Here is a 24940-nt window from a genome sequence, read left to right as displayed (position 1 = left end):
TCGCTAAAGAGCGGACGCTTGCAGCCTCGGCGCTTCAGCGCGCCTCGCAACGGATGCGGTTCTTCGCCATGCTCACTTCGGCCATGTCGCCGGGCTCGGCAACGGTGCGCGCGATGTGATCGCCCACCGTCATCTCGAACACCGCCGGGCCGCTGACGGCGCACGCCAATCGTCCGGCGGTCATCTGGCAGGCATCGGCAAAGCGCGCCGGATTGCCGATGTCGCCGCTCTCGGGCGGGCGCAACTGCATGCCGACCATCGTCGACCCACCGAACAGCGCGACGCCCAGCCCCTTTAGCGCGCGCGCCTCAAAGGCCGGTTTGCCGCTCGGCTGCTTTGCCGGCTTCATCGCAAACTGCGCCGCCATGCGCCCACAGAAGCCCGCGGCGGGATCAGCCGCCGGCACCTGCGCGGCGGCTGGCAGCAGAAGCGACAAGGAAAGAATGATCGATTTCACCACCGTCGCCTCTGCCTTTGTTTTCTTGAAAGGGAGCCGATCGGCTCAGAGCATCCCCAGCGCCTGCATATAGGTTTCGAGGATCATCTCCTCCTCCTGATATTCCTCGCGCTTCTTCTTGCGGATCGACATGATCTTGCGGATCGCCTTGGGGTCGTAACCACGGCTCTTCGCCTCGGCCATCACGTCCTTGATGTCGTCCGAAATGCCCTTCTTCTCTTCCTCGAGCCGCTCGGCACGCTCGATCAGCAGGCGCAGCTCTTCGGCGGCTACCTGACCGCCACCCATGCCCTCGCCGCGTTCTTCAGCCATCGTCTAAACCCCAAATGTGAAGCACCGCCGGCCCCACGCGAATCACGCGAGGCGGCGGTGCGGTTGCCGGTAGATCGGTTGTGGCGGCGGCTCTTATGGAAAGCCGCCGCGGCGATCAAACCTTAATCGGTGAGCGGCTTGGCCACGTCGCCCTTGTGCATGACGAAGCGCACGCGCTCCAGTTGGCGCACGTCCTGCAGCGGCGACGAATCGACCGCGATGATGTCGGCCGCCTTGCCCGGCTCGATCGTGCCGATCCGGTCGCCTTGGTTCAGCACCTCGGCCGCGGTCACCGTCGCGCTGCGGATCGCCTCGGTCGGGGTCATCCCGACCTTCTCAACCAGCAGGGCGAATTCCTGCCCGTTGTCGCCGTGCTTTGAAACGCCGCTGTCGGTGCCGAACGCGAACTTCACGCCCGCCTTGTACGCCCGGCGATGGCTGTCCTGCATCGCCGCCGCCGCGGCCTCCGCCTTGGGGAGCACCGCGGCGGGCAGCACGCCGGAGCGCGCCTGCGCCACCGCCGCGACCGGGGCGATCTCGGTCGGCACCAGATAGGCGCCGGTCTTCTTGAACATCGCGATCGCTTCATCGTCGATGAAGCTGCCATGCTCGATCGTATCGACGCCTGCGGTCAGCGCCGCTTTGGTGCCTTCGGCGGCATGGCTGTGCGCCGCCACCTTGCGCCCAAGGTTGTGCGCCGTATCGACAATCGCCTTCATCTCTTCCGGCGTAAAGGCGCGGCCAAGGCCGCCCGACACGTTGGACAGCACGCCGCCCGTCGCGGTGATCTTGATCACCTGCGCCCCCAGCCCGATCTGCCGCCGCGTCGCGCGCACGCAATCCGCCGGGCCGTCGCACAGATTGTCCACCGATTGCGCCACCGCATGGGCATAAGGCTCGGCAAGGCCATTGAGCGGATCACCATGCCCGCCGGTCACGGAGATCGCGGTGCCGGCATTGACGATCGTCGGCCCGGTCACGTCGCCGCGATCCACCGCATCGCGCAGCGCGCGAATGCCGCGCGGGTCACCGCCCAGATCGCGCACCGTGGTGAAGCCCGCGTTCAGCGTCGCCTTGGCATTGCCCGCGCCATACAGCACGTCGTCGGCCTGCTCGGTATTGAGCGCCGTCATCCGCGCGCGCAGCGGATCGCCGCCGATCCCCAGCAGGTGAACGTGAAGATCGATCAGCCCCGGCAGCACGAACTTGTCGTTCAGCGCCACCAGCTTCGCGCCCGCCTCGGGCGGCACGAAGCCGTCGCGCACCTCGGCGATCTTGCCGTCGCGCACGATGATCGTGCTGTTCCCGCGTGGTGCCTGCCCCGGCCGGTCGAGCAGCGCACCGGCATGGATATAGGTCACCGCTGGCGGAGCAGGAGGCGCCGCCGTCTGGGCAAGGGCAGGCGTGGCCGCCGCCAACAAAGCAGCCAGAAACATCGTCTTCATCGCCTACCCCCCGTGTCGCGCCGCCTTGAAACGCGGCGCTCTTGTTGTCAGGCGGTGGAGTAGAAGATGCACGGCCTGCAGGACAAGCGGGGATCGCCAGAAATCGTCAACACAGCAGTGCGATCGAGTGGCTCCCGCCAGCCGCCCCTAGCGCGCGTTCCGGGCGACGCTTTCCTCCATCCGGCGCAATTGCTCGGGCGTCGCCTCACCCTGATGCTGCGCCTTCCACTCGGCATAGGGCATGCCATAGATCGCGGTGCGTGCCTCCTCCTTCGGCAGGTCGCCCGCTTCCATCACCCAGTCGGACAGGCAGTTGCGGCAAAAGCCCGCCAATCCCATCAGATCGACGTTCTGCGCGTCGGTGCGGTGGCGCAGATGGTGCACCAGCCGGCGGAACGCCTTGGCCGCGGTTGCGTCGTCGATCGCGTCGATCGGGTCCATCATCGTCTCCAAACTTGATCGGGCGCAAATAGGCATTAGTCGGGCGCAGGCAAAGCGAGGAAACCGATTACATGGCACGAGCGATCACCCCCCGCAGCCGCAAGGTGCGCGTACTCGCCACGTTGGGCCCGGCCAGCAATGCGCCGGAGATGATCGCCCGGCTGTTCGAGGCCGGCGCCGACGCGTTCCGCATCAACATGAGCCACGGCGATCAGGCATCAAAGGTGGCCGTGATTCAGGCGATCCGCGCGCTGGAGAAAAGCCATGGTCGCCCCACTACCATCCTTGCCGATCTGCAGGGCCCAAAGCTGCGCGTCGGCCAGTTCGCCGCCGGCCGGGTGGAGCTCGCCCGCGGCTCCCGCTTCGTGCTCGATCGCGATCCCGCCCCTGGGGACGAGACCCGCGTCGAGCTGCCGCATCGCGAGATCTTCCAGGCGATCGAGCCCGGCGCGCGGTTGCTGCTCGACGATGGCAAGCTGGTGCTGCGCGTTACCGAGCATGACGCCGATCGGATCGAGACATTGGTCGAGGTCGGCGGCCCGTTGAGCAACAATAAGGGGTTGAACGTACCCGACGTGGTGCTGCCGATGGCCGCGCTCACCAACAAGGATCGCTCCGACCTCGCCTTCGCCATCGATGCCGGGGTGGACTGGATCGCTTTGTCTTTCGTGCAGCGTCCCGAGGATCTGGCCGAGGCGCGCAAGCTCATCGGCGGCAAGGCCGCGCTGCTCGCCAAGATCGAAAAGCCGGCGGCGATCGACCGGCTCGAGGAGATCGTCGAGATGTGCGACGCCGTCATGGTCGCACGCGGCGACCTTGGCGTCGAACTGCCGCCCGAAACGGTGCCCCCGCTACAGAAGCGCATCGTGGAAACCTCGCGCCGGCTCGGCCGCCCGGTGGTGGTTGCCACGCAGATGCTCGAATCGATGATCAGCTCCCCTTCGCCGACGCGCGCGGAGGTGTCCGACGTCGCGACCGCGATCTACGACGGCGCGGACGCGATCATGCTGTCGGCGGAAAGCGCGGCGGGCAGCTGGCCGGTCGAATCGGTCGCGATGATGAACGCCATCGGCGAATCGGTCGAGCGCGATCCGGCCTATGCCGAGCGGATCCGCTTCACCGTCACCCGCCCCGACCCGACCACCGCCGACGCGCTGGCCGAGGCGGCGAAGAACATCGCCAACACCGTTTCGGCCAAGGCGATCATCTGCTTCACCACATCGGGTTCCACCGCGCGCCGGATTGCGCGCGAACGCCCGTCGGTGCCGGTGCTCGTGCTGACGCCGAAGTTGGAAACCGCCCGCCGGCTCGGTCTCCTCTGGGGCACCCATGCGGTGCGCACCCGCGACGTCGATTCGTTCGAAGAGATGGTGGCCAAGGCAAAGCGGATCGCGCTGCGTCAGGGCATGGTGAAGGCGGGCGACCGCGTGATCATCACCGCGGGCATCCCGTTCCGCACGCCCGGCGCCACCAACGTGCTGCACGTCGTCGGCATCCTGGGCGACGAGCTGAAGGGGTTCGGCTGAGGCGTCGTCCGCGCCTCACCTGATCAATTCAGGAAACCGTGCCGCGCCAGCTCGGCGCGCAGCGTCGCGGCATCGGTGAAGGGCACCGCGTGCATCCCCACCGCCTCGGCGCCCGCCACATTTTCGTGCCGATCGTCGACGAACAGCGCCTCGTGCGGCGCCAGGCCGAAGCGGTCCAGCGCCAGCTCGTAGATCGCGGCATCGGGCTTCACCAGCCGCTCGGCCCCCGACACCACGATGTCGCGGAAGCGATCAAACATCGCCGCTTCCTGCTGCCGGAAGGGCGCAAAGAACTCGTCGGAAAAATTGGTGATCGCGAACAGCGGCACCCCGGCGTCGTCCAGCTCGGCGACCAGCGAGGGCATGCCCACCACCGGCCCCGGAATCTGTTCCGAGAACCGCGGGCCCCATTGGGCGATCAGGTCCGCATGCTGCGGAAAGCGCGCGGACAGCTCCGCCGACGTCTCCGCAAAGGGACGGCCGGCGTCATGCTGGAAATGCCACTCCTTGGAGCAGACATCGCGCAGGAATACGTCCAGCGCCTCATCATGGCTGATGAGGCGCCGGTAGAGGACCTTGGGGTCCCAGTCGTACAGGACGTTGCCGATGTCGAAGACAACGGCAATCGGCCGCATCAAGATCAGCCCTGGCGAGCCTTGAAGCGACGATTCGTCTTGTTGATGACATAGGTCCGGCCGCGACGACGGATGACGCGGTTGTCGCGATGGCGGTCCTTGAGCGACTTCAGGCTATTGCGGATCTTCATGGCGGATTCGCTTCTACTTTTTATGCGTGATCGGAAAGGGTGCGCGCCTAGTGGCAGCCCTCTTGCAAGTCAAGACGGAGCCGCCAAGAGAGGTAGGCGTTGAGTATCCGTAACAAAGGCTGGAGGAAGAGTCATGGGCCGTTTTCTGATCGTGGCAGGCATGGCGGCGGCGCTCGCCGGCTGCGCCACCGGGCCGTCGCACTTTCCCGTTCAGGCCACGCGCTTCCATTTCAACGCCATGACCGATCGCGGCACCATCGCCGTGGAGCCGCTCACCGGCACCGGCACTGCCAGCCTTGAGTATAAGACCTATGCCGCCGCGGTGCAGACCGAGTTGCTACGCCTCGGCTATACCATCCCCGCCCCCGGCGCGACGCCCGATTTTCTCGCCACCGTCTCGTTCAGCCGCGCCGCGCGCCCGCTGCCGCCGCGCCGCTCGCCGGTGTCGATCGGACTTGGCGGCGGCGGGATCAGCGGCGGGCGCGGCGGCGGCGTCGGGCTTGGCGGCGGGGTCAACTTTCCCGTCGGCGGCTCGGGCGTGGGCGAAGGCGTGGTCACCGAATTGTCCGTGCGCATCCGGCAGGGCGCCGACGCCGTGTGGGAAGGCCAGGCGCAGTCGCTGACCGACGTCACCGCGCCCGATGCCGATGCCGGCGCGGTCGCCGCCCGGCTTGCCCGTGCGCTCTTCACCGACTTCCCCGGCGAAAGCGGCCGCACTATCGAGGTGCCATGACTCTCAGCATCAACGCCGCCTTTGACAGCGGCAACATCCGTCTGGTCGCGATCGAGGGCGACCGTGTCGATCTGGAGATCGTGAAGGATCACCAGTCCGACTTCTATCAATGGTTCTACTTCCGCGCCGCCGGGCTCGCCGGCGGGCGAAAGACCTTTCGCATCCTCAACGCTGGCGGCTCGGCCTATCCGTTCGGCTGGCCCGGCTACCGCACCCGCGCCTCGACCGATCGAAAGGCGTGGCAGACGATCGAGACCCGCTACGCCGATGGCGTGCTGGAATTCGAATGGTCGGGTGAAGAAGCCGGCGGCGACGCGCAGGTCGTCTGGTTCGCCTATTTCGCGCCTTATACGATGGAGCGGCACGCCGATCTGATCGCGCGAATCGCTGCACGGCCGGGCGTCACCCACCGCGAGCTTGGCACCACGCTGGACGGGCAGGCGATCGATTGTTTCGACATCGGCACCGGTCCCAAGTCGGTCTGGCTCTACGCGCGCCAGCACCCCGGCGAATCGATGGCGGAATGGTGGATGGAGGGTGCGCTCGACTGGCTGACCAGCCCGGCCGCCGCCCCGCTCCTTGAGGCCGCCACGGTCCATGTCGTGCCCAACATGAACCCCGACGGCACACGCCGCGGCCACCTGCGCACCAATGCTGCCGGCGTGAACCTCAACCGCGAATGGCATGAGCCCACGCCCGCGCGCAGCCCCGAAGTGCTCGCCGTGCGCAACGCGATGGACGAAACCGGCGTCGCCTTCGCCATGGACGTCCACGGTGACGAGGCGATCGCTGCCAATTTCATCGCTGGTTTCGAAGGCGTGCCTTCCTGGACCGAGCGGCGCGGCAAGCTGTTCACCGAATTTGGCCAGCGGCTCGCCGCGCACACCCCCGACTTCCAGACCGCGCTCGGCTACGAAAAGTCACAGCCCGGCCGTGCCAACCTGTCCATGTCGACCAACCAGCTCGCCGAGCGGTTCGGCGCGGTCAGCGTCACGCTGGAAATGCCGTTCAAGGATCATGACGCCAATCCCGATCCCCAATTCGCCTGGTCGCCCGAGCGGTCGGCCAAGCTCGGCGTCTCGTGCCTCGAAGTGCTCAGCGAGATGATTGGGGACATCTGATGGAGATGCGCGAGGGCGGTCTCGACGATCCACAAGTGATCGCCCTCGTCACGCACCATCAGGCGGAAGCGCGCGCCACCACGCCGCAGGACAATGCCCATGCGATGGGCGCAGACGGCCTGCGACATCCCGACATCGGCTTCTGGGGCGCGTGGGAGGGTGACGACCTGCTCGGCATCGGTGCGCTGCGCCAGCTCTCACCCACGCACGGCGAAATCAAATCGATGCGCGCCGCGCCCGGCCACCTGCGCCGCGGCGTCGGCCGCGCCATCCTGACGCACCTTGTCGCGCTCGCGCGCACCCGCGGCTATGAGCGGGTGAGCCTGGAAACCGGCACCGCGCCGATGTTCGCCGCCGCCAACCAGCTGTATGAGCGCGCCGGCTTCGTCGACGGCCCCGTCTTTGGCGGCTATCCCGAAAGCCCGCACAATCGCTTCATGACGCTGCCGCTCGGCTGATCGCCGCACCAGCGCCAAGCGCGGCTTACCGCACGCGCCGTGCTCCAACAAAGGCGCCGCCCACGACCAGCAGCGCCGCCACCGCACATGCCGCCGCGATCAGCCCCGCCACCTGCCCGCCCGCCGCATAGATCGCCGCCAGCGCCCACAGGAACACCGCGGCATAGGGCAGATTGCCACGCCCGCGCACCAGCGCCGCAGCCGCGATAAGGCCGGCCACAACGACGATCGTCGCACCGATCAGCGCCGCCGCCGCGCCGCCCTCCACGCCGTGAAAGCGCAGCGATGCGGCGATGTTCACCGTGGTCGCCACCGTCAGCCAGGCCGTCAGCGCGCTCAGCGGCAGATAGACGAACCACCGCTCCCCGGCAGACAGCCGCACATCCGAACCCGCGCGATAGATCACCAGCAGGCACACCAAGGTCCACGCGATGATTGCCACCGAGATCGCGCTCAGCCCATAGACCTGCGTATGGGCAGCCCAGATCGCATTGCCGAAGAACGCGCCCGCCGCCGGCCAGCGCACCCGCTGCAACAGCCTGTTGCCACGCTGCGCCGGCAATAGCTGCCAGATCGCAAAGGCAAGCGAACCCGCATAAAGCGCGCCCCAGATCGAAAAGGCCCATCCCGCCGGCGTGATCAGCGTGCGCACCGCGTCCGATCGCGCGCCGATCGGTTCGCCGATGCCGAGCTGCGGCAACAACGGGGTCAGGATCTGCAGCACCGCAGCGACCATCACCGCGATCATCGCGGCAGTGATCGAGCCGCCCTGGTCGTTACGCATGCGTGTCGTCATCTCCGCCCAACGCGCGTAGTGGCGCCCTGTTGCACCCTCGACATCGGTGATGGTGCCAAACTGCGCCTCGCCTCCTCCGCCGCCGCCAGCTACCCTTCGGCACCTGGCCCCGGCAGGGGCGATTCGGGAGAGGCTTGTGATCGATCCATCGCTGCGCGACCGCGCCGTTCAGCTCTACGACGCCTTCACCCACGAGCATCGCGACCGGCGCACCCTGCTGCGGCAGATGGCCGCGCTCGCCGGCTCCGCGGTCGCCGCCGAGGCGCTGATCGCCGGCATCGCCGCCTCACCCGCCGCTGCCACGATCATCGACCCCGCCGACAAGCGGCTGCTGGCCGAGATGCGCACCGGCACCCAGGCCGGAAAGCCCGCGCGTGCCTATCAGGTGGTGCCCAAAGAGGCCGCCGGCCCGCTCGGCGTCGTGCTCGTCATCCACGAGAATCGCGGCCTCACCCCGCACATCCAGGATGTCGCCCGCCGGATTGCGCTCGCCGGCTTCGTCGCGGTCGCGCCCGATCTGCTCGCCCCCCAGGGTGGCACCCCGGCGGACGAGGACAAGGCGCGCGATCTGATCGGCACCGTCGATTACGATCTCGCGCTCGCCCAGGCGCGCGGTTTCGCCGCCGACGCGCGCAAGCTGCCGCGCACCACGGGCAAGGTCGGCATGGTCGGCTTCTGCTGGGGCGGCGCGTTCGTGAACCGGATGGCGGTGGCCGGCGGCATCGATGCCGGCGTTTCCTATTACGGCCCCGCCCCCGCGCCGGCGGAGGCCGCCAAGGTCCGTATCCCGCTGATGCTCCACTACGCCGAAAAGGACACCCGCGTCGCGCAGACCGGCGCGCCGTGGGTGGCGGCGCTGAAGGCGGCAGGCAAGCCGGTCGAGGCCTTCACCTATCCGGGCGTCGATCACGCCTTCAACAACGACACCTCCGCCGCGCGCTACGACAAGGCCGCGGCGGAGCTCGCCTGGGGCCGCACGATCGCCTTTCTTCATCGCAACCTGCACGGCTGAAGCCGTTCACCGCCGGGGAGCATGCCATGTCCGATCTGATCTTCTACACCAATCCCATGTCGCGCGGCCGCATCGCCCGCTGGATGCTGGAGGAAGTCGCCGCACCTTACGAGACGCGCGTCGTTGATTGGGCCGCCAAGCCCGACGACTTTCTCGCCGCCAACCCGATGGGCAAGGTGCCGACGATCGTCCACGGCGATCAGGTGGTGACCGAAACCGGTGCGATCATCGCCTATCTGGCGGAGGCATTTCCGGAGGCCGGCCTCGCGCCCACGCAGGCCGAGCGCGCACCGTATCTGCGGTGGATGTTCTTTGCCGCCGGCCCGCTTGAGGCCGCCACGACCGATCGCTCGCTCGGCGTTGCCCCGACCGCCGAGCAACAGGGCATGGTCGGCTATGGCAGTCTCGACCGCGTCGTCACGACGCTGGAAAGCGCCGTGGCGGCGAACACCTACATCGCCGGCAATCGTTTCACCGCCGCCGACGTCTATGTCGGCAGCCATATCGATTGGGGCCTGCAATTCGGCTCCCTGCCGCAGCGCGCGGCCTTTGACGACTATCTCGCCCGCATCAAGGATCGCCCCGCCGCCGTCCGCGCCCGCGAAATCGACGACGCGCTGATCGCAGAAGCACCGGGCTGACAGGCTGCTCGCCACGCGGCCAGCAGCCGTTCAGCCTTCTCATGCGTTTAGGCCCCGATGGCCTATGCTGCTGCGACCGCCGATCCACGTTGGAGCCGCGAGCGCCTGCTGTCGGCGCTTGGCGCCGTCCTGTTGCAGGCGATCCTTGGCTATGCCCTGATCACCGGACTCAACGTGCGCTTCCCGCAAAGCGTACAGGAAACGCTCAAGCTGTTTGCGGTCGACCCGCCGCCTCCCCCGCCAAAGCCGAAAACCACTCCGGAGCCGCGCGCCGCCAAGACGCGCGCGGAAGGAGAAGCATCGGCGCGCAACATCCGCAGCCGCGCGACCGAGGTGGCTGCCCCCGAGCCGATCGTGGTGACGCCCCGGCCCCCTCCGCCGGTGATCGCCGCGCCGAAACCCTTTGTGGAAAACGACCCCACCTCCGGCTCCGCGCCCGTGCGCGGCCCAGGTACGGGCGCTGGCGGTAGCGGCGACGGATTCGGCAGCGGCGGGCGCGGTGATGGCGATGGCAGCGGCGGCTATGGCGACGAAATCGGCCCCGAGTTCCTGCGCGGCCGCCTCACCACCGGCGACCTGCCCGAATCGGTGTTCGCCACCGGCTTCAGCGGTACCGTCGGCGTGCGCTACATGGTGGCGGTGAACGGGCGGGTGCCGACCTGCGAGATCACCCGCTCCAGCGGCAATGCGGCGGTCGACGCCACCACCTGCCGCCTGATCCGCGAACGCTTCCGTTTCCGCCCCTCGCTAGACGGCCGCGGGCGCCCGGTACAATCCTGGATCGTCGAGAATCACAGCTGGGAAGTGGAAGCGGACAGCGAAGAGGTGGTCGAAACGACACGCCGGCGCCGCACGCGTCTATGGTGACTCGTGCGGCTACCATTCGCCCCAGCCCTGCGCGCCAGCCAGATGCTCCGCGATCCGCCGCCTGGTCGCAGGCGTCGCGCCGTCGGGCAGCGCATCGGCCGCGAACCAGCTGATCTCGGCGATTTCGCGCGGGTCGGCGATCACGAGCGACGCCGGGTCCTCCACCGCGCAGGCAAAAACGATCACGTGATCGTCCTTCCCTTCGCCTCGATTGTGGAACACGCCCTGAACCCGCTCCACCGCCACCTGGGCCAGGCCGACCTCTTCGTGCAACTCGCGCCGGATCGCCGCTTCGGCGCTTTCACCTTTGTCGACGCCGCCGCCCGGCAGATACCAGCCCGCGACATAATGGTGACGCACCAGCGCGACGCGCCCCGCCGGATCGATCAGCAGCGCGCGCACGCCAAAGGTGCGCGGCTTGGCAATTTTCCAATAAAGCCGCATGGCGCGCCCGGCGATCCGATAACGCCAGGCGACCACCGTCAGCTGCCTAGCGTAACGCTCAGGAAGGCTGGCACCGGCCCGTTCCATTCGCCCGGCGCGCTGACGTCGCGATCGTTATCCACCGGATCGCGGCGGCGGCGGTAGTCGCCCGAGTCACGGCTGCGCTCGCGTCCGCGATCCCGGCCTGCGCTGCGATCGGCCGCACGGTCGCGGTCACGACTAATTTCGCGCTCGGGCGCCGGCTCCTCGCGACGCGGCTCGTTCGCCTCATGGCGCGAGCGCCGCGGCTCGTCCGCGTCTTCACGCGCGCGACGCGCGCGCTCGGGCTTGGGCTCTTCCGCCAGCGCGACTTCACGCCGCTCGATCTTTTGCCCGGTCAGCTTCTCGATATTCTCGATATTCTCGGCGTCGTCAGGTGCCACCAGCGTATAGGCGATGCCCGTCGCCCCGCCGCGCCCCGTGCGCCCGATCCGGTGCACGTAATCGTCGGGATGCCACGGCGCGTCGAAGTTGAAGACGTGGCTCACGCCCTTGATGTCCAGCCCGCGCGCGGCGACATCCGACGCGACCAGGATGTTGATCTCGCCCTTCTTGAACCGGTCGAGTTCCGCGATGCGTGCCGGCTGCTCCATGTCGCCATGGATTTCGCCCGAAGCGAAGCCGTGCTTCTTCAGGCTCTTGTTCAGCTCGCGCACCGCGGTCTTGCGGTTGCAGAAGATGATCGCGGTGCTGACCGCTTCTTCGCGCAGCAGGTGCCGCAGCGTGCGCCGCTTCTCGAATGCCGAGCCCTTCACCGGCACCACCCATTGCGCGATGTTGACGTTGGTCGTCGCCGGCCGCGCCACTTCGATCGTCTTGGGGTTGCTCAGGAACTTGTCCGCCAGCTTCTTGATCGGCGGCGGCATGGTCGCGGAAAACAGCAGGGTTTGCCGCTGCTTGGGCAATTTGGTGCAGATTTCCTCGATGTCGGGGATGAAGCCCATGTCGAGCATCCGATCCGCCTCGTCGATCACCAGCATGCTGCAGCCGTTGAGCAGGATCTTGCCGCGGCTGAACAGGTCCATCAGGCGGCCCGGCGTCGCGATCAGCACGTCGACGCCCTTTTCCAGCGCCTTCACCTGATCGCCCATCTGCACGCCGCCGATCAGCAGCGCCATCGATAGCTTGTGATACTTGCCGTAGATCTCGAAATTCTCGGCAACTTGCGCGGCCAGTTCGCGCGTCGGCTCCAGGATCAGGCTGCGCGGCATCAGCGCGCGCGCCCGGCCGTGCGCCAGGATGTCGATCATCGGCAGCACGAAGGACGCCGTCTTTCCCGTTCCCGTCTGCGCCACGCCGATGATGTCGCGCATCATCAGCACGCTGGGGATCGCCGACGCCTGGATCGGTGTCGGATCGGTATATCCGGTGTCGCCAACGGCGCGGAGAAGTTCTTCTGAAAGGCCGAGGTCGGCGAAGCTCATGGCAATCCTGAAAAGAAGGCGCGTCGATGCGGCCCTTTTACGAGGCCGGCGAGACGCGATTGCGGTGCAATTGTCAAGGTAAACGGCGCCGAACGCCGCTTTTTACGGTTATTTCTTCTCGATCAGCGTGCGGAACCGCGCGATTTTGCAATAACCGCCCGATCGGGTGCGCAGCGCATCCCGCTTGGCGCAGATCATGCCGTCCTTTGATCGCTTCAGGTAAAATCCACGATAGAAGTTCAGCGACGGGCAATCGTCGTCCAGCTTCGCGCGCAACCGGCGGCCATCGGTGGCGACCAGATCGACATCACCCTGCGGCGAAACAACCGCACTGGCGAGCACGTTCGCGGGCACGCACTTGGGCGCCTTTTTCTCTTCCCAGTCGATCGTCGGCTGAGCGCGCGAGAGTCGGGGCGACGGCAGGCGGGGAATACGGATCACGATCCGCTCGCGATACGACATCTGCGCGAAACGCACCGCTGGCTCGCTGGCGGAAATCATCAGCGGCGCGGCCAACAGCAGCGGCAGGATGGGAAAGGCGCGGATGGGCATCGTGATGGTGGCACAACATGCCGCGAATAGTTTGAACAACGAATGAATTGCGGCGATTGTCGGGCTATGACCCCGCAGCAGACCCGCTTGCTCGACGCACTCGCCACCCTTCTTCCCGCCCGCGCGATCGTCACCGATCGTGATCTGATCGCGCCGTGGGAAACCGACTGGCGCGGCCGCTGGCACGGCGTGTCGCCGATCCTCCTCGAGCCCGGTTCGGTCGCGGAGGTGCAGGCGATCGTCGCGGCGGCGGCGCGCGAGTGCGTGCCGCTGGTCGCGCAGGGTGGCAACACCTCCATGGTCGGCGGCGCGACCCCGCCCGCGTCGGGCGAGGGCGTGATCCTGTCGCTGCGGCGGCTGAACCGCATCCGATCGGTCGATCCCGACGCCGGGCTCGCGATCGCCGAGGCCGGCGTGATCCTCGCCGACCTTCACGCCGCCGCCGCCGATCACGGCCGCCGCTTTCCGCTCACCCTGGGCAGCCGCGGATCGGCGACGATCGGCGGCCTCGTCTCCACCAACGCCGGCGGTACGCAGGTGCTGCGCTGGGGCACGATGCGCGGCCTCGTTGCCGGCGTGGAGGCGGTGCTGGCGGACGGCAGCCTCTACGAAGGGCTCGCCGCGCTGAAAAAGGACAATCGCGGCTATGACCTGAACCAGCTGCTGATCGGCGCGGAGGGGACGCTCGGCATCGTCACCGCCGCCACGCTTCGCCTCGCGCCCGCCATTCACGCGCGCACCGTCGCGTGGATCGGCCTCGCCACGCCCGACGCCGCGCTGCGCCTGCTCCGCCGCTTCGAGGCTGCCGGCAATGCGGTCGAAAGCTTCGAGCTGCTGCCCGACGAATCGCTCAAGGCGGTGCTCACCCACATTCCCGACACGCGCGCGCCGCTGGCAGGGGAGCATCCGTGGCACGTCCTGGTCGAGGCGGTTAGCAGCGATCCCGCCGCCCCCGCCCCTGCCGCCTTCGTCGAGCGCGTGCTCGAAACCGCGCTGGCAGACGGCATCGTCAGCGATGCGACGATCGCCGCGAGCGAGACACAGGCAGAGGCATTCTGGCGCATCCGCGATTCGATCTCGGATGCCGAGCGCGCCACCGGTCCCGCCGCGCAGCACGACATTTCGGTGCCGGTGGAGGCGATGCCGCGCTTTCTGATCGAGGCAGCGGCCGCCTGCGACGCGCGCTTCCCCGGCACGCGCGCCAGCGGCTTCGGTCATCTCGGCGACGGCAACGTCCACTTTCACGTCCGCGCCCCCGCCGGCGCCGATCGCGCGCAGTGGCTCGCCGAGGAGGCGCCCGGCGTCACGCGTTTCGTCGACGATCTCGTCGTCGCGGCGGGCGGCTCGATTTCGGCCGAGCACGGCATCGGCCAGATGAAGCTGCACGAGCTCGAACGCCTCTCGCCCCCGCCGCGCATGGCGGCGCTGCGCGCGATCAAACGCGCGCTCGATCCCGCCGGCATCTTCAATCCCGGAAAGCTTGTCGCGCTTGCGCCGGGCGGCGCGGGCGAATAGTGCCCCCGAACCCGGGCGGCGGGCGCCGCTCCTTGTCCGTATCTGGAGAGATTTGATGGCCAGCGCGCCGCAGCAGCAGCTTCCGCTTTTCTACAACGGTCTTGAGCCGCTCTCGAGCGAGTTGCATGCCGACTACAAGATTCGCCCGGCCCAGTCCGCGCCCTTCCTCGCGACGCAGCATGCCATCCCCGTCACCATCGACGAATTCGCGCTGGTGCAGCGGCATCTGCCGATCGTCTTTTCCGCCGGCGACGATTCGGTGCCGATCGCGCTGATGGGCCTCAACGAAGGCGTGAACGTCTTCGTCGACGAAGACGGCAAGCTGGTCGACGACACCTTCTACGTGCCGGCGTACATCCGCCGCTATCCGTATCTTCTCGCCCGTCTGCGTCCCGACGCGGAGGAGCTGTCCTTGTGCTTCGACCCGACCTCGGACACGATCGGCCAGTTCGACGAGGGCCAGCCGCTGTTCGAAAACGGCCAGCCGTCCGAGGTGACCAAGAACATTCTCGCCTTCAACGAGCAGTTCGAGCAGGCTGGCGCCCGCACCCAGCAGTTCATGAACGAGCTGCGCGAAACCGAGCTGCTGATGGACGGTGAAGTCTCGATCCAGCACGACGGCTATGAGCAGCCGTTCATCTATCGCGGCTTCCAGATGATCAACGAGGAAAAGCTGCAGAACCTGCGCGGCGACCAGCTGCGCAAGATGGTGCAAAGCGGCATGCTCCCGCTGCTCTATGCGCACCTCTTCTCGCTGTCGCTGATGCGCGAAGTATTCGCGCGTCAGGTGCGCCTGGGCAAAATGCCGAACAACACCATGCCGGCCTGATCACCGCATGAGAGAAGGCGCCGCTCCCAGCCGGGACGGCGCCTTTTTCTTTGCCCGATCGGCCGGAGTATCGGTGTGACACGCGCTGCCTTGCGCCCGGGGTGCGCAGCCGATCGCAAAGGCTTATCGGTTTATCCGTAGAGGCTTGAAACCGTTTGCACCCGCATTACGTTATGCAGGTACGGTTTCCGTGTTCCCCCCTTTCGCGGAACCGTATGGCACACCTTCCAGGTGTGTCTCCTCCCTGAACCTTGGCCACCTCGGGCCTCGCCCGAGGTGGTTTTTTTGTGCGCCTATTCCGCAGCCAGGGCCGCCGGCTGATCCAGCGCCTCCTCCTCCAGCGCATCGATGATCGTCCGCACGAGCGCCGTCACCCGGTCAAAGCCGATGCCGGGGCGATCGAGCCGATCGTCGAGATACAGCGCTCGATCGAGTTCGAGCTGGATGCCATGCACCTGTCGCCGCGGGCACGCGTGCCGCTCCAATATATACCCGCCGGCATACGGCACGTTCAGGCTCTGCGCATAACCCGCGCGCGCCACCGCCCCCGTCACCCGCTCGACGAACCGCGCGGCCGCGGACCGGCCGAAGCGATCGCCCACGACAATCCGGGTGCGGCTGCCGGCGATCGGCGGCATGGAGTGTACATCCAGCAGGATCGCCACGCCGAAACGGGCATGCGCCGCCTCCAGCGCGCCTGCCAGCGCCGCATGATATGGCCGGTGCGCGTCGGCGATCCGCGCCGTCACCTCGTCCCCGCGCAGCCGCCGCCGCCACAGCTCGCCCGATGCGATCGTGCGCCGGGGCACCAGGCCAAGCCCGCTGCGCACCTTGGCGCTCAGGTGCCCCGCCGGCGCGCCATCATCCAGCCGCGGGTCACGATCATGCTCGCCGCGGTTGAGGTCGATCCAGGCGCGCGCGGTGCGCTGCACCAGCGCCGTCTCGTTACGCAGCGCGCCCAGCAGCACCTGATCGACATAGCGATCCTCCAGCACCGTCAGCGCCTGCATCGACACCCGCGCCGCCTCCGCCAGGCTCGCCGGATACTCCCGGCCCGCATGCGGCACCGACAGCACCACCGGGCTTTCGGGAGGCAACGCGCCGATCAGGTCAAAGGACGAAGCCATGGTCGATCAGCCTATGAACTAAGTCCCCCCACCGCAATCCGATACCGCTTTCGCCCGGCTCGGCTGGAAAACGTTAAAGGGTTTGCGCATAAGGTCGCGTCTGAACGCAAGGACTTACGAATGATCCGAATCTTGCTGGCAGAAGACGACCAGGTGATGCGCGAATATCTCGCGCGCGCGCTGGAGAAGTCCGGCTATGCGGTAACCGCCGTTGATCGCGGCACGGCCGCATTGCCCCTGATCGAACAGGAGGAATTCGATCTCCTGCTGACCGACATCGTGATGCCGGAAATGGATGGCATCGAGCTTGCGCAGCGCGCCGGCGAATTGCGCCCCAAATTGCGCGTCATGTTCATCACCGGCTTCGCCGCCGTCACGCTGAAGGCGGGCAAGGCGATGCCGCAGGCGCGCGTCCTCTCCAAACCCTTCCACCTGCGCGACCTGGTGATGGAGGTCGATCGCATGTTCGAGATCGGGGAATTCGAGGAATTGCGTTAAAGGGCTTGCGCGGGTCGGCAGGCCCGGCTAATGGCGCCCCTCCCGGAGGGCGTGTAGCTCAGTGGTAGAGCACTGTGTTGACATCGCAGGGGTCGCAAGTTCAATCCTTGCCACGCCCACCACGAAAAACCCCGGCGGTCTTCGGACCGCCGGGGTTTTTCCGTTTCTGGCCTCAACCCTTGCGCCGCCAGACCACATAACGCGACAATTCCCGGCCGCGCCTCAGGGCGCCTGAACCACGCCCCGACGCACGCCGTCGGCAAGCTGCGCGCGCAGAACGGCAAGCGTCGCATCACTGACCCGCGGCCGCGCCGCCACCTGCTTGCCCTTGCGCAGCCGTGCCCGCTCCTTCTCCGGTGGATCGACGCGCCGCACGCGTACCGCGGCGACGCCGGTGTGCCGAATGCCCAGCTGCTCCGCCGCCCCGCGTGACAGGTCCACGATCCGCCCCCGCGCAAACGGCCCTCGATCGTTGATTCGGACCAGGATCGTCCGCCCCGTCTCCAGCGCCGTCACTTCGACATAGGTCGGCAGCGGCAACGTCGTGTGCGCACCGGTGATCCATTTCGGACGAAAGCGTTCGCCCAGCGCCACCTGATTGCCGCTCTCCGCGCCATACCAGCTCGCATAGCCCAGCACGTCGAAGCTCGGGTCGGCCGCCGGCCGATACGTGGTGCCGCGCACGCGATAGGGCTTGCCGATCACCACCGGCGTGTCGCTGACCGGGCGGTAGCGCGTGGTGCCACAACCGGCGAGCGCAAGCGCGACCCCGGCCGCAAGCGCCGCGCGCCGATATGTCCTGCCTTCGATGTTCATGGCGCCAAGTCTAGCGCCGCAGCTAGGCGGACGGAACCGGGGAGCCTGGCAATAAAGGACATGCGCATGGCACGCGCCCGCCTCATGAGCGACGCTCAGGCAATCCTACGTATCTTGCGTGGATCGACCCGACTTTGGTGCGACCGATTGTTCACCGCTCGCCCGCGATTATGCCACCACAAGATCAACGAATTGCTAAGGGAAGGATGAGTGAAAGAGTTTTTCGATGCACGCGTTGCGGCGCTGATCGACCAGCCACGGCAGGCGCTCCACCATCGCGAGCGAGCGGTGGCCGAACGCCGCGCCGCGGGACGCGCGATCGATCCGCGCGCCCAGGCGGCGCATCTCGAACTCGCGCACCAGCATGATCTTGCCCAGGCGCTCGCCTGGCACGATGCCGAGCGGCCCCGACGCGTTGCGATCCGGCCCGGTAGCCGCGCGCAGACGCTGGACCTCTCCGTGGCGCTGCCGCTGCGCGTGGCCTATCCGTGCCTAACGAAAAGGGGCAACGCCTGACCGGCGTCACCCCTCTCGCTTTTCCGCTAACAATCGTCGGGGCGACGCGCCCGCAGGCCCGCCGCCGATCCGTCGATCAGAGCTTCTCGGTAAGCTCCGGCACGAGCTTGAACAAATCACCGACCAGGCCGAGGTCCGCCACCTGGAAAATCGGCGCGTCCTCGTCCTTGTTGATCGCGATGATCGTCTTGGAATCCTTCATGCCGGCAAGGTGCTGGATCGCGCCGGAAATGCCGACCGCGATATACACTTCCGGAGCGACGATCTTGCCGGTCTGGCCGACCTGATAGTCGTTGGGCACGAAGCCCGCGTCCACCGCCGCGCGGCTGGCACCGACGCCCGCGCCCAGCTTGTCGGCCAGCGGCTCGATGATCTTGGTGAAGTTCTCGCCGTTCTGCAGCGCGCGGCCACCCGACACGATGATCTTCGCGCTGGTCAGCTCCGGACGCTCGCTCTTGGCGATTTCCTGGCCCTCGAAGGTCGACAGGCCCTTGTCGCCGGTCGAGGCAACCGCCTCGACGGTGCCCGAGCCACCCTCGGTCGCCGCCTTCTCGAACGCCGTCGTGCGGACGGTGAGGACCTTCTTCGCGTCCGACGTCTGCACGGTCGCGATCGCGTTGCCGGCATAGATCGGGCGCGTGAACGTGTCCTCGCTCTCGACCGACAGCACTTCGGAGATCTGCATCACGTCGAGCAGCGCGGCGACACGCGGCGCGATGTTCTTTGCCGAGGTGGTGGCCGGCGCGACGAACGCGTCGTGGTGACCCATCAGCTCGACGATCAGCGGCGCGACATTCTCGGCCAGCGCGTGCGCAAAAGCGTCGTCGTCAGCCACGTGGACCTTGCCGACGCCAGCGATTTTGGCGGCTTCCTGCGCCACACCATCGACGCCCTTGCCGGCGACCAGCAGATGCACGTCGCCCAGCTTCGACGCGGCGGTCACCGCGGCGAGCGTGGCATCCTTGACGGTCGATCCGTCATGTTCGACCCAAACCAGAGTCTTCATCTTGAACCTCTTTCCTCTCCCCGTCGGGGCCGCTGTGACGCAGCGCCCGGAACGGGATCAGTGACCGGCGTTGCGCTTACTTCGCGACGCCCATCGCCTTGAGCTTCATCACCAGCTCGTCGACATCGGCGACCTTGACGCCGGCCTGGCGCTTGCCCGGCTCGACGACCTTCACCGTCTTGACGCGTGGGCTCGTGTCGACGCCGAAATCGGCTGCCGTCTTGGCCGCGAGCGGCTTCGACTTGGCCTTCATGATGTTCGGCAGCGAGGCGTAGCGCGGCTCGTTCAGGCGAAGATCGGTGGTGACGATCGCCGGCAGCTTGAAGTTGTCGGTTTCGAGACCGCCATCGACTTCGCGCGTCACCTTGACGCTGTCACCCGACACCTCGACCTTGGACGCGAACGTCCCCTGGCCCCAGCCGAGCAGGCCGGCGAGCATCTGGCCCGTCTGATTGTTGTCGTCGTCGATCGCCTGTTTGCCCAGGATGATGAGCTGCGGCTGTTCCTCGTCGGCAATCGCCTTCAGGATCTTGGCAACGGCGAGCGGCTCGACCTTGTCGTCCGAGGTGACGAGGATCGCGCGATCGGCACCCATGGCAAGCGCGGTACGCAGCGTTTCCTGCGCCTTCTGCTCGCCGATCGAGACGACGACGATCTCGGTCGCCACGTCCTTTTCCTTCAGGCGGATGGCTTCCTCGACCGCGATCTCGTCGAACGGGTTCATGCTCATCTTGACGTTGGCCAGATCGACCCCCGTCCCGTCCGCCTTCACGCGGGGCTTTACGTTATAGTCAAGCACGCGCTTGACCGGCACCAGAACCTTCATTCCACTCTCCCAAGCGTCACCCCGGCATACGCCGGGGTCTCCCGGTTGCGTCGCGCTCCATGTCGGGGAGATGCCGGCCGAAACCGGCATGACGATGGAGAACGATCAGTCGAAACTTACGCCGCCTTCTTCACCTCGGCGACGATCTTCTGCGCGGCATCGCCCAGGTCGTTCGCAGGAACGATGGCGAGGCCCGAATTGGCGAGAATTTCCTTGCCCTTCTCGACGTTCGTCCCTTCCAGCCGAACAACCAGCGGCACCGAAAGGTTCACTTCCTTCGCCGCGGCGACGATGCCGTCGGCGATGATGTCGCACTTCATGATGCCGCCGAAGATGTTGACGAGGATGCCCTTCACGTTCGGATCGGCAAGGATGATCTTGAACGCCGCGGTCACCTTCTCCTTCGAGGCGCCGCCGCCGACGTCGAGGAAGTTCGCCGGGAACATGCCGTTCAGCTTGATGATGTCCATCGTCGCCATGGCAAGGCCAGCGCCGTTCACCATGCAGCCGATGTCGCCGTCGAGCTTGATGTAGGCGAGGTCGTACTTCGACGCTTCCAGCTCGGCGGGATCTTCCTCCGTCTCGTCGCGCAGCTCCATCAGGTCCTTGTGGCGGAACATGGCGTTGCCGTCGAAGCCGACCTTGGCGTCGAGCACCATCAGCTTGCCATCATCGGTGACGGCGAGCGGGTTGATCTCGATCTGCTCGGCATCGGTGCCGAGGAACGCGTCATACAGCTTGGCGGCGACGTTTGCCGCCTGCTTGGCGAGATCGCCGGTCAGGCCCAGCGCGGCGGCGACTGCGCGGCCGTGATGCGGCTGGAAACCCGAGGCGGGATCGATGTCGATCGAATGGATCTTCTCGGGCGTGTCATGCGCCACCGTCTCGATGTCCATACCGCCCTCGGTCGAGGCGACCATCGAGATACGGCTGGTTGCGCGATTGACGAGCAGCGCGAGGTAGAATTCCTTGGCGATGTCGACGCCGTCGGTGACGTACAGGCGGTTGACCTGCTTGCCGGCCTCGCCGGTCTGCACCGTCACAAGCGTGTTGCCGAGCATCTCGGTCGCCGCGTGGCGCACCTCGTCCTCCGTCTTGGCGAGGCGCACGCCGCCCTTGGCCTCGGGGCTCAGCTCCTTGAACTTGCCCTTGCCGCGGCCACCCGCGTGGATCTGCGCCTTCACGACATACAGCGGCCCAGGCAGCTTCTTCGACGCTTCCACCGCTTCCTCGACGCTGAGCGCCGCAAAGCCCGCGGGGACAGGGACGCCGAACTTCGCCAGCAGTTCCTTGGCCTGATATTCGTGAATGTTCATGCCTTGGCTCGCCTTACCATAACCGAAAACATCGCAGCCTTAAGCACAGGGGGGCCGGCGAATCCAGCCTTAGCGTGCGCTTTGTCGCTCGGCGCGCCCCGATGGGCAGAGCCATGGATGATAACGCGTCGCAGCTACAACAAGCAACATGGCCAATGTTGCCCTAGCCCCGGTTGCCGCTTTGTTCTATCCCAGCCATGTGCCGCTTCCTTACCCTGCCCTGCACGCGAGCCACACCGGCATCTGGATCGCACGCGATGGCGAGGTGCGCGCGGTCTCGCGCGGCGAGGCGATCCGCACGGCCGCGGACACGCCGATGATCCTGATGAACGCGCCGCTGATCGGCCAGCGGCTGGGCTATGCCGATCTGTCGGGGCTCGACCTTTTGGAGCTCTACGCCTTTCTACGCCCCGCGCGCTTCATGGTGCCGACGCCGAAGGGGCTGGCGGCGGTCACCGGGCTCGCTCTGCCCGCGGACGATGCCGCGGTCGCCCCCTTCCTCCTCGCCGCGGCGGAGCGGATGCTGGCGATCCCGCAAGGCGACTGGCCCGAGCGCGAGGGCGCCTGGACGGCGGCGCAGTCGCTGTTTCGCCTGCGCTGGTCCTGGGCGCCGCTGCTGGTCGATCGGCTCAAGAAACCGGCGCAGAACGAACGCTGGCTGTTCTCCAAGCTGCCCGAATGGGACGAGGTCGCCCCCCGCCCCGCCCCGCGCACGATCACGCTCGATCCCGCCGAGACACAGGCGCAGCTTGCCCATCTCGTTGGTGACGCGGCGGAGGCGCGCCCCGGCCAGCGCGCCTATGCCGCCGCCGCCGCGGACGCCTTCGCCCCGCGCGCCGGGCGTGAGATGCCCAATCTGGTGCTGGCGGAGGCGGGCACCGGCATCGGCAAGACGTTGGGCTATCTCGCCCCCGCCAGCCTCTGGTCGCACGCGGCCGGCGGACCGGTGTGGGTATCGACCTATACCAAGGCGCTGCAACGCCAGCTCGGCCACGAAACGCGCCGCGTCTATCCCGACGAGGCGGTGCGCCGCGAAAAGGTCGTCACCCGCAAGGGCCGCGAAAATTACCTGTGCCTCCTAAACCTCGAGGATGCGCTGCAAGGCGGGTTCGCCGGCCGTGCCGCGGTGCTGGCGCAACTGGTTGCGCGCTGGGCCGCCTATAGCGCGGACGGCGACATGATCGGCGGCGACCTGCCCGGTTGGCTCCCCACCCTGTTCCGCCGCAACGGCTCAACCGCGCTGACCGATCGACGCGGCGAGTGCGTCTATGCCGGCTGCCCGCACTACCGGAAATGCTTCATCGAGCGTGCCGCGCGCGCCTCGGCGGAGGCGGAGATCGTCATCGCCAATCACGCGCTGGTGATGGTCAACGCCGCGCGCGGCCGTGAACTGTCGACCCGCCCGACGCGCTACGTGTTCGACGAGGGGCATCACCTGTTCGACGCCGCCGACTCGATGTTCGCCACCGCCCTGACCGGGCAGGAAACGATCGAGCTGCGTCGCTGGATCGTCGGGCCGGAAGCGGGCAGTCGCGGGCGCCGCCGCGGCCTTGCCGCGCGCCTGTCGGACGTCGCCAGCTATGACGAGGCAGGCGGAGAGGCGATCGCCGATGCGGTGCGCGCCGCGCAAAGCCTCGCTGCCGATGGCTGGCTCCAGCGCGTGGCGGAGGGCGCGCCGTTCGGTCCGATCGAGACGCTGCTCGCCAGCGTGCGCGGCCTCACCTACGCCCGCGCGGAAGGAGCCGAGGACGCCGGCTATGCGCTCGAAACCGAACTTGCCGAGCCATCGCCCGAACTGATCGAGGCTGCCGCCCCCGCCGCCGAGGCGCTCGATTCGCTCTATCGCCCGCTGGTCGCGCTGGGAAAGCGGCTGGAGGCGGTGCTGACCGATACGCCCGACTGGCTCGACGGTCCGGCCCGCGCGCGCGTCGAGGGCGCAATCGCCTCGCTCGGCTGGCGCGCGGAGACGGTGGCGTCGTGGCTGTCGCTGATCGCGCGCGTCGGCGGCCCGGCAAGCGCGGACTTTGTCGACTGGCTAGCGGTCGACCGGGTCGAGGGACGCGAGTTCGATATCGGCCTCCACCGTCACTGGCTCGATCCGACGCGCCCGTTCGCCGAAATCGTGCTCAAGCCCGCGCACGGCGCGCTCGTCACCTCGGCGACGCTAACCGCCGGCGGCAGCTGGGAAACGGCCGAGGCACGCGTCGGCGCCCCGCATCTGCTCCGCCCCGCCACGCGCTTCCAAGCCGAAAGCCCCTTCGATTATGCCGCCCGTGCCGAGGTGCTGGTCGTCACCGACGTGAAGCGCGGCGACATCCCGGCGCTCAGCAACGCCTACGGCCGCCTGATCGAGGCGGCGGGCGGCGGCACCCTCGGGCTGTTCACCGCCATCCGTCGCCTGCGCGGTGTCCACGCCCGCATCGCGGACCGGCTGGCGCGCGCCGGCCTGCCGCTGATGGCGCAGCACGTCGACCCGATCGACACCGGCACACTGGTGGACATCTTCCGCGACGATCCGCACGCCTCCCTGCTCGGTACCGATGCGCTGCGCGACGGGGTGGACGTGCCCGGCCATTCGCTGCGGCTGGTGGTGATGGAGGGCGTGCCCTGGCCCAAGCCGACCGTGCTCCACGCCGCGCGGCGGCTGGCAGGCGGCGGCAGCGCTTACGACGATCGCATCGTGCGCGCGCGCATGGCGCAGGCGTTCGGCCGCCTGATCCGCTCCGCCGACGATCGCGGTGTCTTCGTTCTCCTCTCTGCCGCCACGCCGTCGCGCCTGCTCGACGCCTTTCCACCTGGCGTGCCGATCGCACGCGTGCCGCTCGACGAAGCGATCCTTAGGGTATCTTCCCGGCTTTCATCGCACGCCACCTTCGGGCATGAGGCGGCTCCCGCACCTTGACGGAGAGCAAGCTTGAAGACGTTGACGCTGCTGCGCCACGCAAAATCGGGCTGGGACGATACGGTTGCGCGCGATTTCGATCGCCCGCTGAACGCCAAGGGGCGGAAGGCCGCGCAGGTGGTCGGCGCGCACCTGCGCAGGCTTGATCTCGATTTCGACCACATCGTCGCTTCCCCCGCGGAGCGCGTGAAGCAGACGATCGAGGACGTCGCCGCCGGCTACGGCCGCACGATCGCGCCCGCCTGGGACACGCGGCTGTATCTCGCCTCGTCGGCCACCTTGCTCGACGTCGCGCGCGAGACGCCGGCCGATGCCGATCGCCTGCTGATGATCGGGCACAATCCGGGGCTGGAGGATTTCGTGCTGCTGCTGATGGGCAAGGGCGATCCGGCCCTGGTGCGCGAGGCGGAGCTGAAATATCCCACCGCCACGGTGGCGGAACTCACCTTCGACATCGACCATTGGGCCGATCTCGCCCCCGCCAGCGGTACGCTGACGCGCTTCATCCGCCCGCGCGATCTCGATCCCGCCTTGGGGCCGAGCGAAGACTAACCC

28 protein-coding genes and 1 tRNA gene are annotated in these 24940 nt (G+C 67.6%); 14 read left to right on the top strand and 15 right to left on the bottom strand.

Features of this window, described 5'->3' with window-relative positions; translation table 11 throughout:
* Positions 1 to 34 precede the first annotated feature (34 nt).
* The 4 genes from SPDO_RS06810 to SPDO_RS06795 all read right to left on the bottom strand — a co-directional run bounded on the left by SPDO_RS06810 (position 35) and on the right by SPDO_RS06795 (position 2655).
* The gene (locus SPDO_RS06810) at positions 35 to 457 is read right to left on the bottom strand and encodes a hypothetical protein (protein ID WP_088366709.1); all 423 of its coding nucleotides are present in this window, start codon (positions 455 to 457) and stop codon (positions 35 to 37) included.
* 45 nt (positions 458 to 502) lie between these two features.
* A complete protein-coding gene (locus tag SPDO_RS06805) occupies positions 503 to 769 on the bottom strand; it encodes a DUF2312 domain-containing protein (protein ID WP_076743623.1) in 267 nt (88 codons plus the stop codon).
* 122 nt (positions 770 to 891) lie between these two features.
* On the bottom strand, positions 892 to 2214 hold the full coding sequence (locus SPDO_RS06800; RefSeq protein ID WP_088366708.1) for a metal-dependent hydrolase family protein: 1323 nt from the start codon (positions 2212 to 2214) through the stop codon (positions 892 to 894).
* A 147-nt stretch (positions 2215 to 2361) separates the two neighbouring features.
* The gene (locus SPDO_RS06795; protein ID WP_088367023.1) at positions 2362 to 2655 is read right to left on the bottom strand and encodes a DUF1244 domain-containing protein; all 294 of its coding nucleotides are present in this window, start codon (positions 2653 to 2655) and stop codon (positions 2362 to 2364) included.
* A 71-nt stretch (positions 2656 to 2726) separates the two neighbouring features.
* On the opposite strand from SPDO_RS06795, the gene pyk reads away from it, so the two are divergent.
* Complete coding sequence (gene pyk / locus SPDO_RS06790; protein ID WP_088366707.1) at positions 2727 to 4181, top strand: pyruvate kinase; 1455 nt, start codon at positions 2727 to 2729, stop codon at positions 4179 to 4181.
* A 23-nt stretch (positions 4182 to 4204) separates the two neighbouring features.
* On the opposite strand, the gene SPDO_RS06785 is transcribed toward pyk, so the two are convergent.
* Both SPDO_RS06785 and ykgO read right to left on the bottom strand, forming a co-directional pair.
* Entirely contained in the window at positions 4205 to 4816 is a 612-nt protein-coding gene (locus tag SPDO_RS06785; protein ID WP_088367022.1) for an HAD family hydrolase, read from the bottom strand.
* 5 nt (positions 4817 to 4821) lie between these two features.
* A complete protein-coding gene (ykgO, locus tag SPDO_RS06780) occupies positions 4822 to 4947 on the bottom strand; it encodes a type B 50S ribosomal protein L36 (RefSeq protein WP_003046794.1) in 126 nt (41 codons plus the stop codon).
* A gap of 133 nt (positions 4948 to 5080) precedes the next feature.
* On the opposite strand from ykgO, the gene SPDO_RS06775 reads away from it, so the two are divergent.
* The 3 genes from SPDO_RS06775 to SPDO_RS06765 are packed head-to-tail and all read left to right on the top strand — an operon-like array spanning position 5081 to position 7259.
* Positions 5081 to 5680, top strand: coding sequence for a DUF4136 domain-containing protein (locus tag SPDO_RS06775; RefSeq protein ID WP_088366706.1), 600 nt, complete (start codon positions 5081 to 5083; stop codon positions 5678 to 5680).
* The gene (locus SPDO_RS06770) at positions 5677 to 6801 is read left to right on the top strand and encodes a M14 family metallopeptidase (protein WP_088366705.1); all 1125 of its coding nucleotides are present in this window, start codon (positions 5677 to 5679) and stop codon (positions 6799 to 6801) included. The genes SPDO_RS06775 and SPDO_RS06770 overlap by 4 nt, the downstream gene beginning before the upstream one ends.
* A complete protein-coding gene (locus SPDO_RS06765; protein WP_088366704.1) occupies positions 6801 to 7259 on the top strand; it encodes a GNAT family N-acetyltransferase in 459 nt (152 codons plus the stop codon). The genes SPDO_RS06770 and SPDO_RS06765 overlap by 1 nt, the downstream gene beginning before the upstream one ends.
* Before the next feature lie 25 nt (positions 7260 to 7284).
* On the opposite strand, the gene SPDO_RS06760 is transcribed toward SPDO_RS06765, so the two are convergent.
* Positions 7285 to 8043, bottom strand: a complete 759-nt coding sequence (locus tag SPDO_RS06760; RefSeq protein WP_088366703.1) for a hypothetical protein — start codon at positions 8041 to 8043, stop codon at positions 7285 to 7287.
* Positions 8044 to 8191: 148 nt separating this feature from the next.
* Between SPDO_RS06760 and SPDO_RS06755 the strand changes: the two genes are divergently transcribed.
* Genes SPDO_RS06755 through SPDO_RS06745 form a run of 3 tightly spaced genes read left to right on the top strand, consistent with a single transcriptional unit; the run spans position 8192 to position 10575 of the window.
* Entirely contained in the window at positions 8192 to 9067 is an 876-nt protein-coding gene (locus SPDO_RS06755) for a dienelactone hydrolase family protein (protein WP_169716239.1), read from the top strand.
* Between the two features lie 26 nt (positions 9068 to 9093).
* Positions 9094 to 9708 carry a glutathione S-transferase family protein gene (locus SPDO_RS06750; RefSeq protein WP_088366701.1) on the top strand — a complete coding sequence of 205 codons (615 nt, stop codon included), beginning with the start codon at positions 9094 to 9096 and terminating at the stop codon, positions 9706 to 9708.
* A 57-nt stretch (positions 9709 to 9765) separates the two neighbouring features.
* Positions 9766 to 10575, top strand: a complete 810-nt coding sequence (locus tag SPDO_RS06745) for an energy transducer TonB (RefSeq protein ID WP_088366700.1) — start codon at positions 9766 to 9768, stop codon at positions 10573 to 10575.
* Positions 10576 to 10584: 9 nt separating this feature from the next.
* Here SPDO_RS06745 and SPDO_RS06740 read toward each other — a convergent pair whose 3' ends face one another.
* The 3 genes from SPDO_RS06740 to SPDO_RS06730 form a co-directional block, all read right to left on the bottom strand.
* The gene (locus tag SPDO_RS06740; protein ID WP_245829261.1) at positions 10585 to 11055 is read right to left on the bottom strand and encodes an NUDIX domain-containing protein; all 471 of its coding nucleotides are present in this window, start codon (positions 11053 to 11055) and stop codon (positions 10585 to 10587) included.
* A gap of 2 nt (positions 11056 to 11057) precedes the next feature.
* A complete protein-coding gene (locus tag SPDO_RS06735) occupies positions 11058 to 12482 on the bottom strand; it encodes a DEAD/DEAH box helicase (RefSeq protein ID WP_088366699.1) in 1425 nt (474 codons plus the stop codon).
* Between the two features lie 108 nt (positions 12483 to 12590).
* Positions 12591 to 13034 (bottom strand): hypothetical protein, encoded by a 444-nt coding sequence (locus SPDO_RS06730; RefSeq protein ID WP_088366698.1) that lies wholly within the window; start codon positions 13032 to 13034, stop codon positions 12591 to 12593.
* Positions 13035 to 13100: 66 nt separating this feature from the next.
* Here SPDO_RS06730 and SPDO_RS06725 point away from each other — a divergent pair, with 66 nt between their 5' ends.
* Together SPDO_RS06725 and SPDO_RS06720 are read left to right on the top strand one after the other, a co-directional pair.
* Positions 13101 to 14549, top strand: coding sequence for an FAD-binding oxidoreductase (locus SPDO_RS06725; protein WP_088366697.1), 1449 nt, complete (start codon positions 13101 to 13103; stop codon positions 14547 to 14549).
* Positions 14550 to 14604: 55 nt separating this feature from the next.
* Positions 14605 to 15378 (top strand): SapC family protein, encoded by a 774-nt coding sequence (locus SPDO_RS06720; protein ID WP_088366696.1) that lies wholly within the window; start codon positions 14605 to 14607, stop codon positions 15376 to 15378.
* Positions 15379 to 15671: 293 nt separating this feature from the next.
* Here the strand turns inward: SPDO_RS06720 and SPDO_RS06715 are convergent, their stop codons facing one another.
* Complete coding sequence (locus tag SPDO_RS06715; RefSeq protein ID WP_088366695.1) at positions 15672 to 16505, bottom strand: N-formylglutamate amidohydrolase; 834 nt, start codon at positions 16503 to 16505, stop codon at positions 15672 to 15674.
* A 120-nt stretch (positions 16506 to 16625) separates the two neighbouring features.
* Between SPDO_RS06715 and cpdR the strand changes: the two genes are divergently transcribed.
* Positions 16626 to 17003, top strand: a complete 378-nt coding sequence (gene cpdR / locus SPDO_RS06710; protein ID WP_088366694.1) for a cell cycle two-component system response regulator CpdR — start codon at positions 16626 to 16628, stop codon at positions 17001 to 17003.
* Positions 17004 to 17050: 47 nt separating this feature from the next.
* Positions 17051 to 17125 (top strand) — tRNA-Val (locus tag SPDO_RS06705).
* Positions 17126 to 17225: 100 nt separating this feature from the next.
* On the opposite strand, the gene SPDO_RS06700 is transcribed toward SPDO_RS06705, so the two are convergent.
* Complete coding sequence (locus SPDO_RS06700) at positions 17226 to 17819, bottom strand: septal ring lytic transglycosylase RlpA family protein (RefSeq protein ID WP_088366693.1); 594 nt, start codon at positions 17817 to 17819, stop codon at positions 17226 to 17228.
* A gap of 210 nt (positions 17820 to 18029) precedes the next feature.
* On the opposite strand from SPDO_RS06700, the gene SPDO_RS06695 reads away from it, so the two are divergent.
* The gene (locus SPDO_RS06695; RefSeq protein ID WP_088366692.1) at positions 18030 to 18335 is read left to right on the top strand and encodes a hypothetical protein; all 306 of its coding nucleotides are present in this window, start codon (positions 18030 to 18032) and stop codon (positions 18333 to 18335) included.
* 76 nt (positions 18336 to 18411) lie between these two features.
* On the opposite strand, the gene SPDO_RS06690 is transcribed toward SPDO_RS06695, so the two are convergent.
* The 3 genes from SPDO_RS06690 to sucC form a co-directional block, all read right to left on the bottom strand.
* A complete protein-coding gene (locus tag SPDO_RS06690; RefSeq protein WP_088366691.1) occupies positions 18412 to 19341 on the bottom strand; it encodes an electron transfer flavoprotein subunit alpha/FixB family protein in 930 nt (309 codons plus the stop codon).
* 76 nt (positions 19342 to 19417) lie between these two features.
* Complete coding sequence (locus tag SPDO_RS06685) at positions 19418 to 20167, bottom strand: electron transfer flavoprotein subunit beta/FixA family protein (protein WP_088366690.1); 750 nt, start codon at positions 20165 to 20167, stop codon at positions 19418 to 19420.
* A 116-nt stretch (positions 20168 to 20283) separates the two neighbouring features.
* Positions 20284 to 21483 (bottom strand): ADP-forming succinate--CoA ligase subunit beta, encoded by a 1200-nt coding sequence (sucC, locus tag SPDO_RS06680; RefSeq protein ID WP_088366689.1) that lies wholly within the window; start codon positions 21481 to 21483, stop codon positions 20284 to 20286.
* Between the two features lie 148 nt (positions 21484 to 21631).
* Between sucC and SPDO_RS06675 the strand changes: the two genes are divergently transcribed.
* Entirely contained in the window at positions 21632 to 24385 is a 2754-nt protein-coding gene (locus tag SPDO_RS06675; protein WP_088366688.1) for an ATP-dependent DNA helicase, read from the top strand.
* 12 nt (positions 24386 to 24397) lie between these two features.
* A complete protein-coding gene (locus tag SPDO_RS06670) occupies positions 24398 to 24937 on the top strand; it encodes a SixA phosphatase family protein (protein ID WP_088366687.1) in 540 nt (179 codons plus the stop codon).
* Positions 24938 to 24940: the final 3 nt, after the last annotated feature.

The organism is Sphingomonas dokdonensis (genome assembly GCF_002197685.1).
In the GTDB taxonomy this organism is placed as follows: domain Bacteria; phylum Pseudomonadota; class Alphaproteobacteria; order Sphingomonadales; family Sphingomonadaceae; genus Sphingomonas; species Sphingomonas dokdonensis.
The sequence above is the reverse complement of the archived record's forward strand: the minus strand, read 5'-3'. Positions and strand labels throughout refer to the sequence as shown.

Bases quoted from the DNA above. Each gene is read 5' to 3' on its own strand.
- SPDO_RS06805 (WP_076743623.1), bottom strand. From the start codon at position 769: ATGGCTGAAGAACGCGGCGAGGGCATGGGTGGCGGTCAGGTAGCCGCC.
- SPDO_RS06800 (WP_088366708.1), bottom strand. From the start codon at position 2,214: ATGAAGACGATGTTTCTGGCTGCTTTGTTGGCGGCGGCCACGCCTGCC.
- SPDO_RS06795 (WP_088367023.1), bottom strand. From the start codon at position 2,655: ATGGACCCGATCGACGCGATCGACGACGCAACCGCGGCCAAGGCGTTC.
- pyk (WP_088366707.1), top strand. From the start codon at position 2,727: ATGGCACGAGCGATCACCCCCCGCAGCCGCAAGGTGCGCGTACTCGCC.
- SPDO_RS06785 (WP_088367022.1), bottom strand. From the start codon at position 4,816: ATGCGGCCGATTGCCGTTGTCTTCGACATCGGCAACGTCCTGTACGAC.
- ykgO (WP_003046794.1), bottom strand. From the start codon at position 4,947: ATGAAGATCCGCAATAGCCTGAAGTCGCTCAAGGACCGCCATCGCGAC.
- SPDO_RS06775 (WP_088366706.1), top strand. From the start codon at position 5,081: ATGGGCCGTTTTCTGATCGTGGCAGGCATGGCGGCGGCGCTCGCCGGC.
- SPDO_RS06770 (WP_088366705.1), top strand. From the start codon at position 5,677: ATGACTCTCAGCATCAACGCCGCCTTTGACAGCGGCAACATCCGTCTG.
- SPDO_RS06765 (WP_088366704.1), top strand. From the start codon at position 6,801: ATGGAGATGCGCGAGGGCGGTCTCGACGATCCACAAGTGATCGCCCTC.
- SPDO_RS06760 (WP_088366703.1), bottom strand. From the start codon at position 8,043: ATGCGTAACGACCAGGGCGGCTCGATCACTGCCGCGATGATCGCGGTG.
- SPDO_RS06750 (WP_088366701.1), top strand. From the start codon at position 9,094: ATGTCCGATCTGATCTTCTACACCAATCCCATGTCGCGCGGCCGCATC.
- SPDO_RS06745 (WP_088366700.1), top strand. From the start codon at position 9,766: ATGGCCTATGCTGCTGCGACCGCCGATCCACGTTGGAGCCGCGAGCGC.
- SPDO_RS06735 (WP_088366699.1), bottom strand. From the start codon at position 12,482: ATGAGCTTCGCCGACCTCGGCCTTTCAGAAGAACTTCTCCGCGCCGTT.
- SPDO_RS06730 (WP_088366698.1), bottom strand. From the start codon at position 13,034: ATGCCCATCCGCGCCTTTCCCATCCTGCCGCTGCTGTTGGCCGCGCCG.
- SPDO_RS06725 (WP_088366697.1), top strand. From the start codon at position 13,101: ATGACCCCGCAGCAGACCCGCTTGCTCGACGCACTCGCCACCCTTCTT.
- SPDO_RS06720 (WP_088366696.1), top strand. From the start codon at position 14,605: ATGGCCAGCGCGCCGCAGCAGCAGCTTCCGCTTTTCTACAACGGTCTT.
- SPDO_RS06715 (WP_088366695.1), bottom strand. From the start codon at position 16,505: ATGGCTTCGTCCTTTGACCTGATCGGCGCGTTGCCTCCCGAAAGCCCG.
- cpdR (WP_088366694.1), top strand. From the start codon at position 16,626: ATGATCCGAATCTTGCTGGCAGAAGACGACCAGGTGATGCGCGAATAT.
- SPDO_RS06700 (WP_088366693.1), bottom strand. From the start codon at position 17,819: ATGAACATCGAAGGCAGGACATATCGGCGCGCGGCGCTTGCGGCCGGG.
- SPDO_RS06690 (WP_088366691.1), bottom strand. From the start codon at position 19,341: ATGAAGACTCTGGTTTGGGTCGAACATGACGGATCGACCGTCAAGGAT.
- SPDO_RS06685 (WP_088366690.1), bottom strand. From the start codon at position 20,167: ATGAAGGTTCTGGTGCCGGTCAAGCGCGTGCTTGACTATAACGTAAAG.
- sucC (WP_088366689.1), bottom strand. From the start codon at position 21,483: ATGAACATTCACGAATATCAGGCCAAGGAACTGCTGGCGAAGTTCGGC.
- SPDO_RS06675 (WP_088366688.1), top strand. From the start codon at position 21,632: ATGGCCAATGTTGCCCTAGCCCCGGTTGCCGCTTTGTTCTATCCCAGC.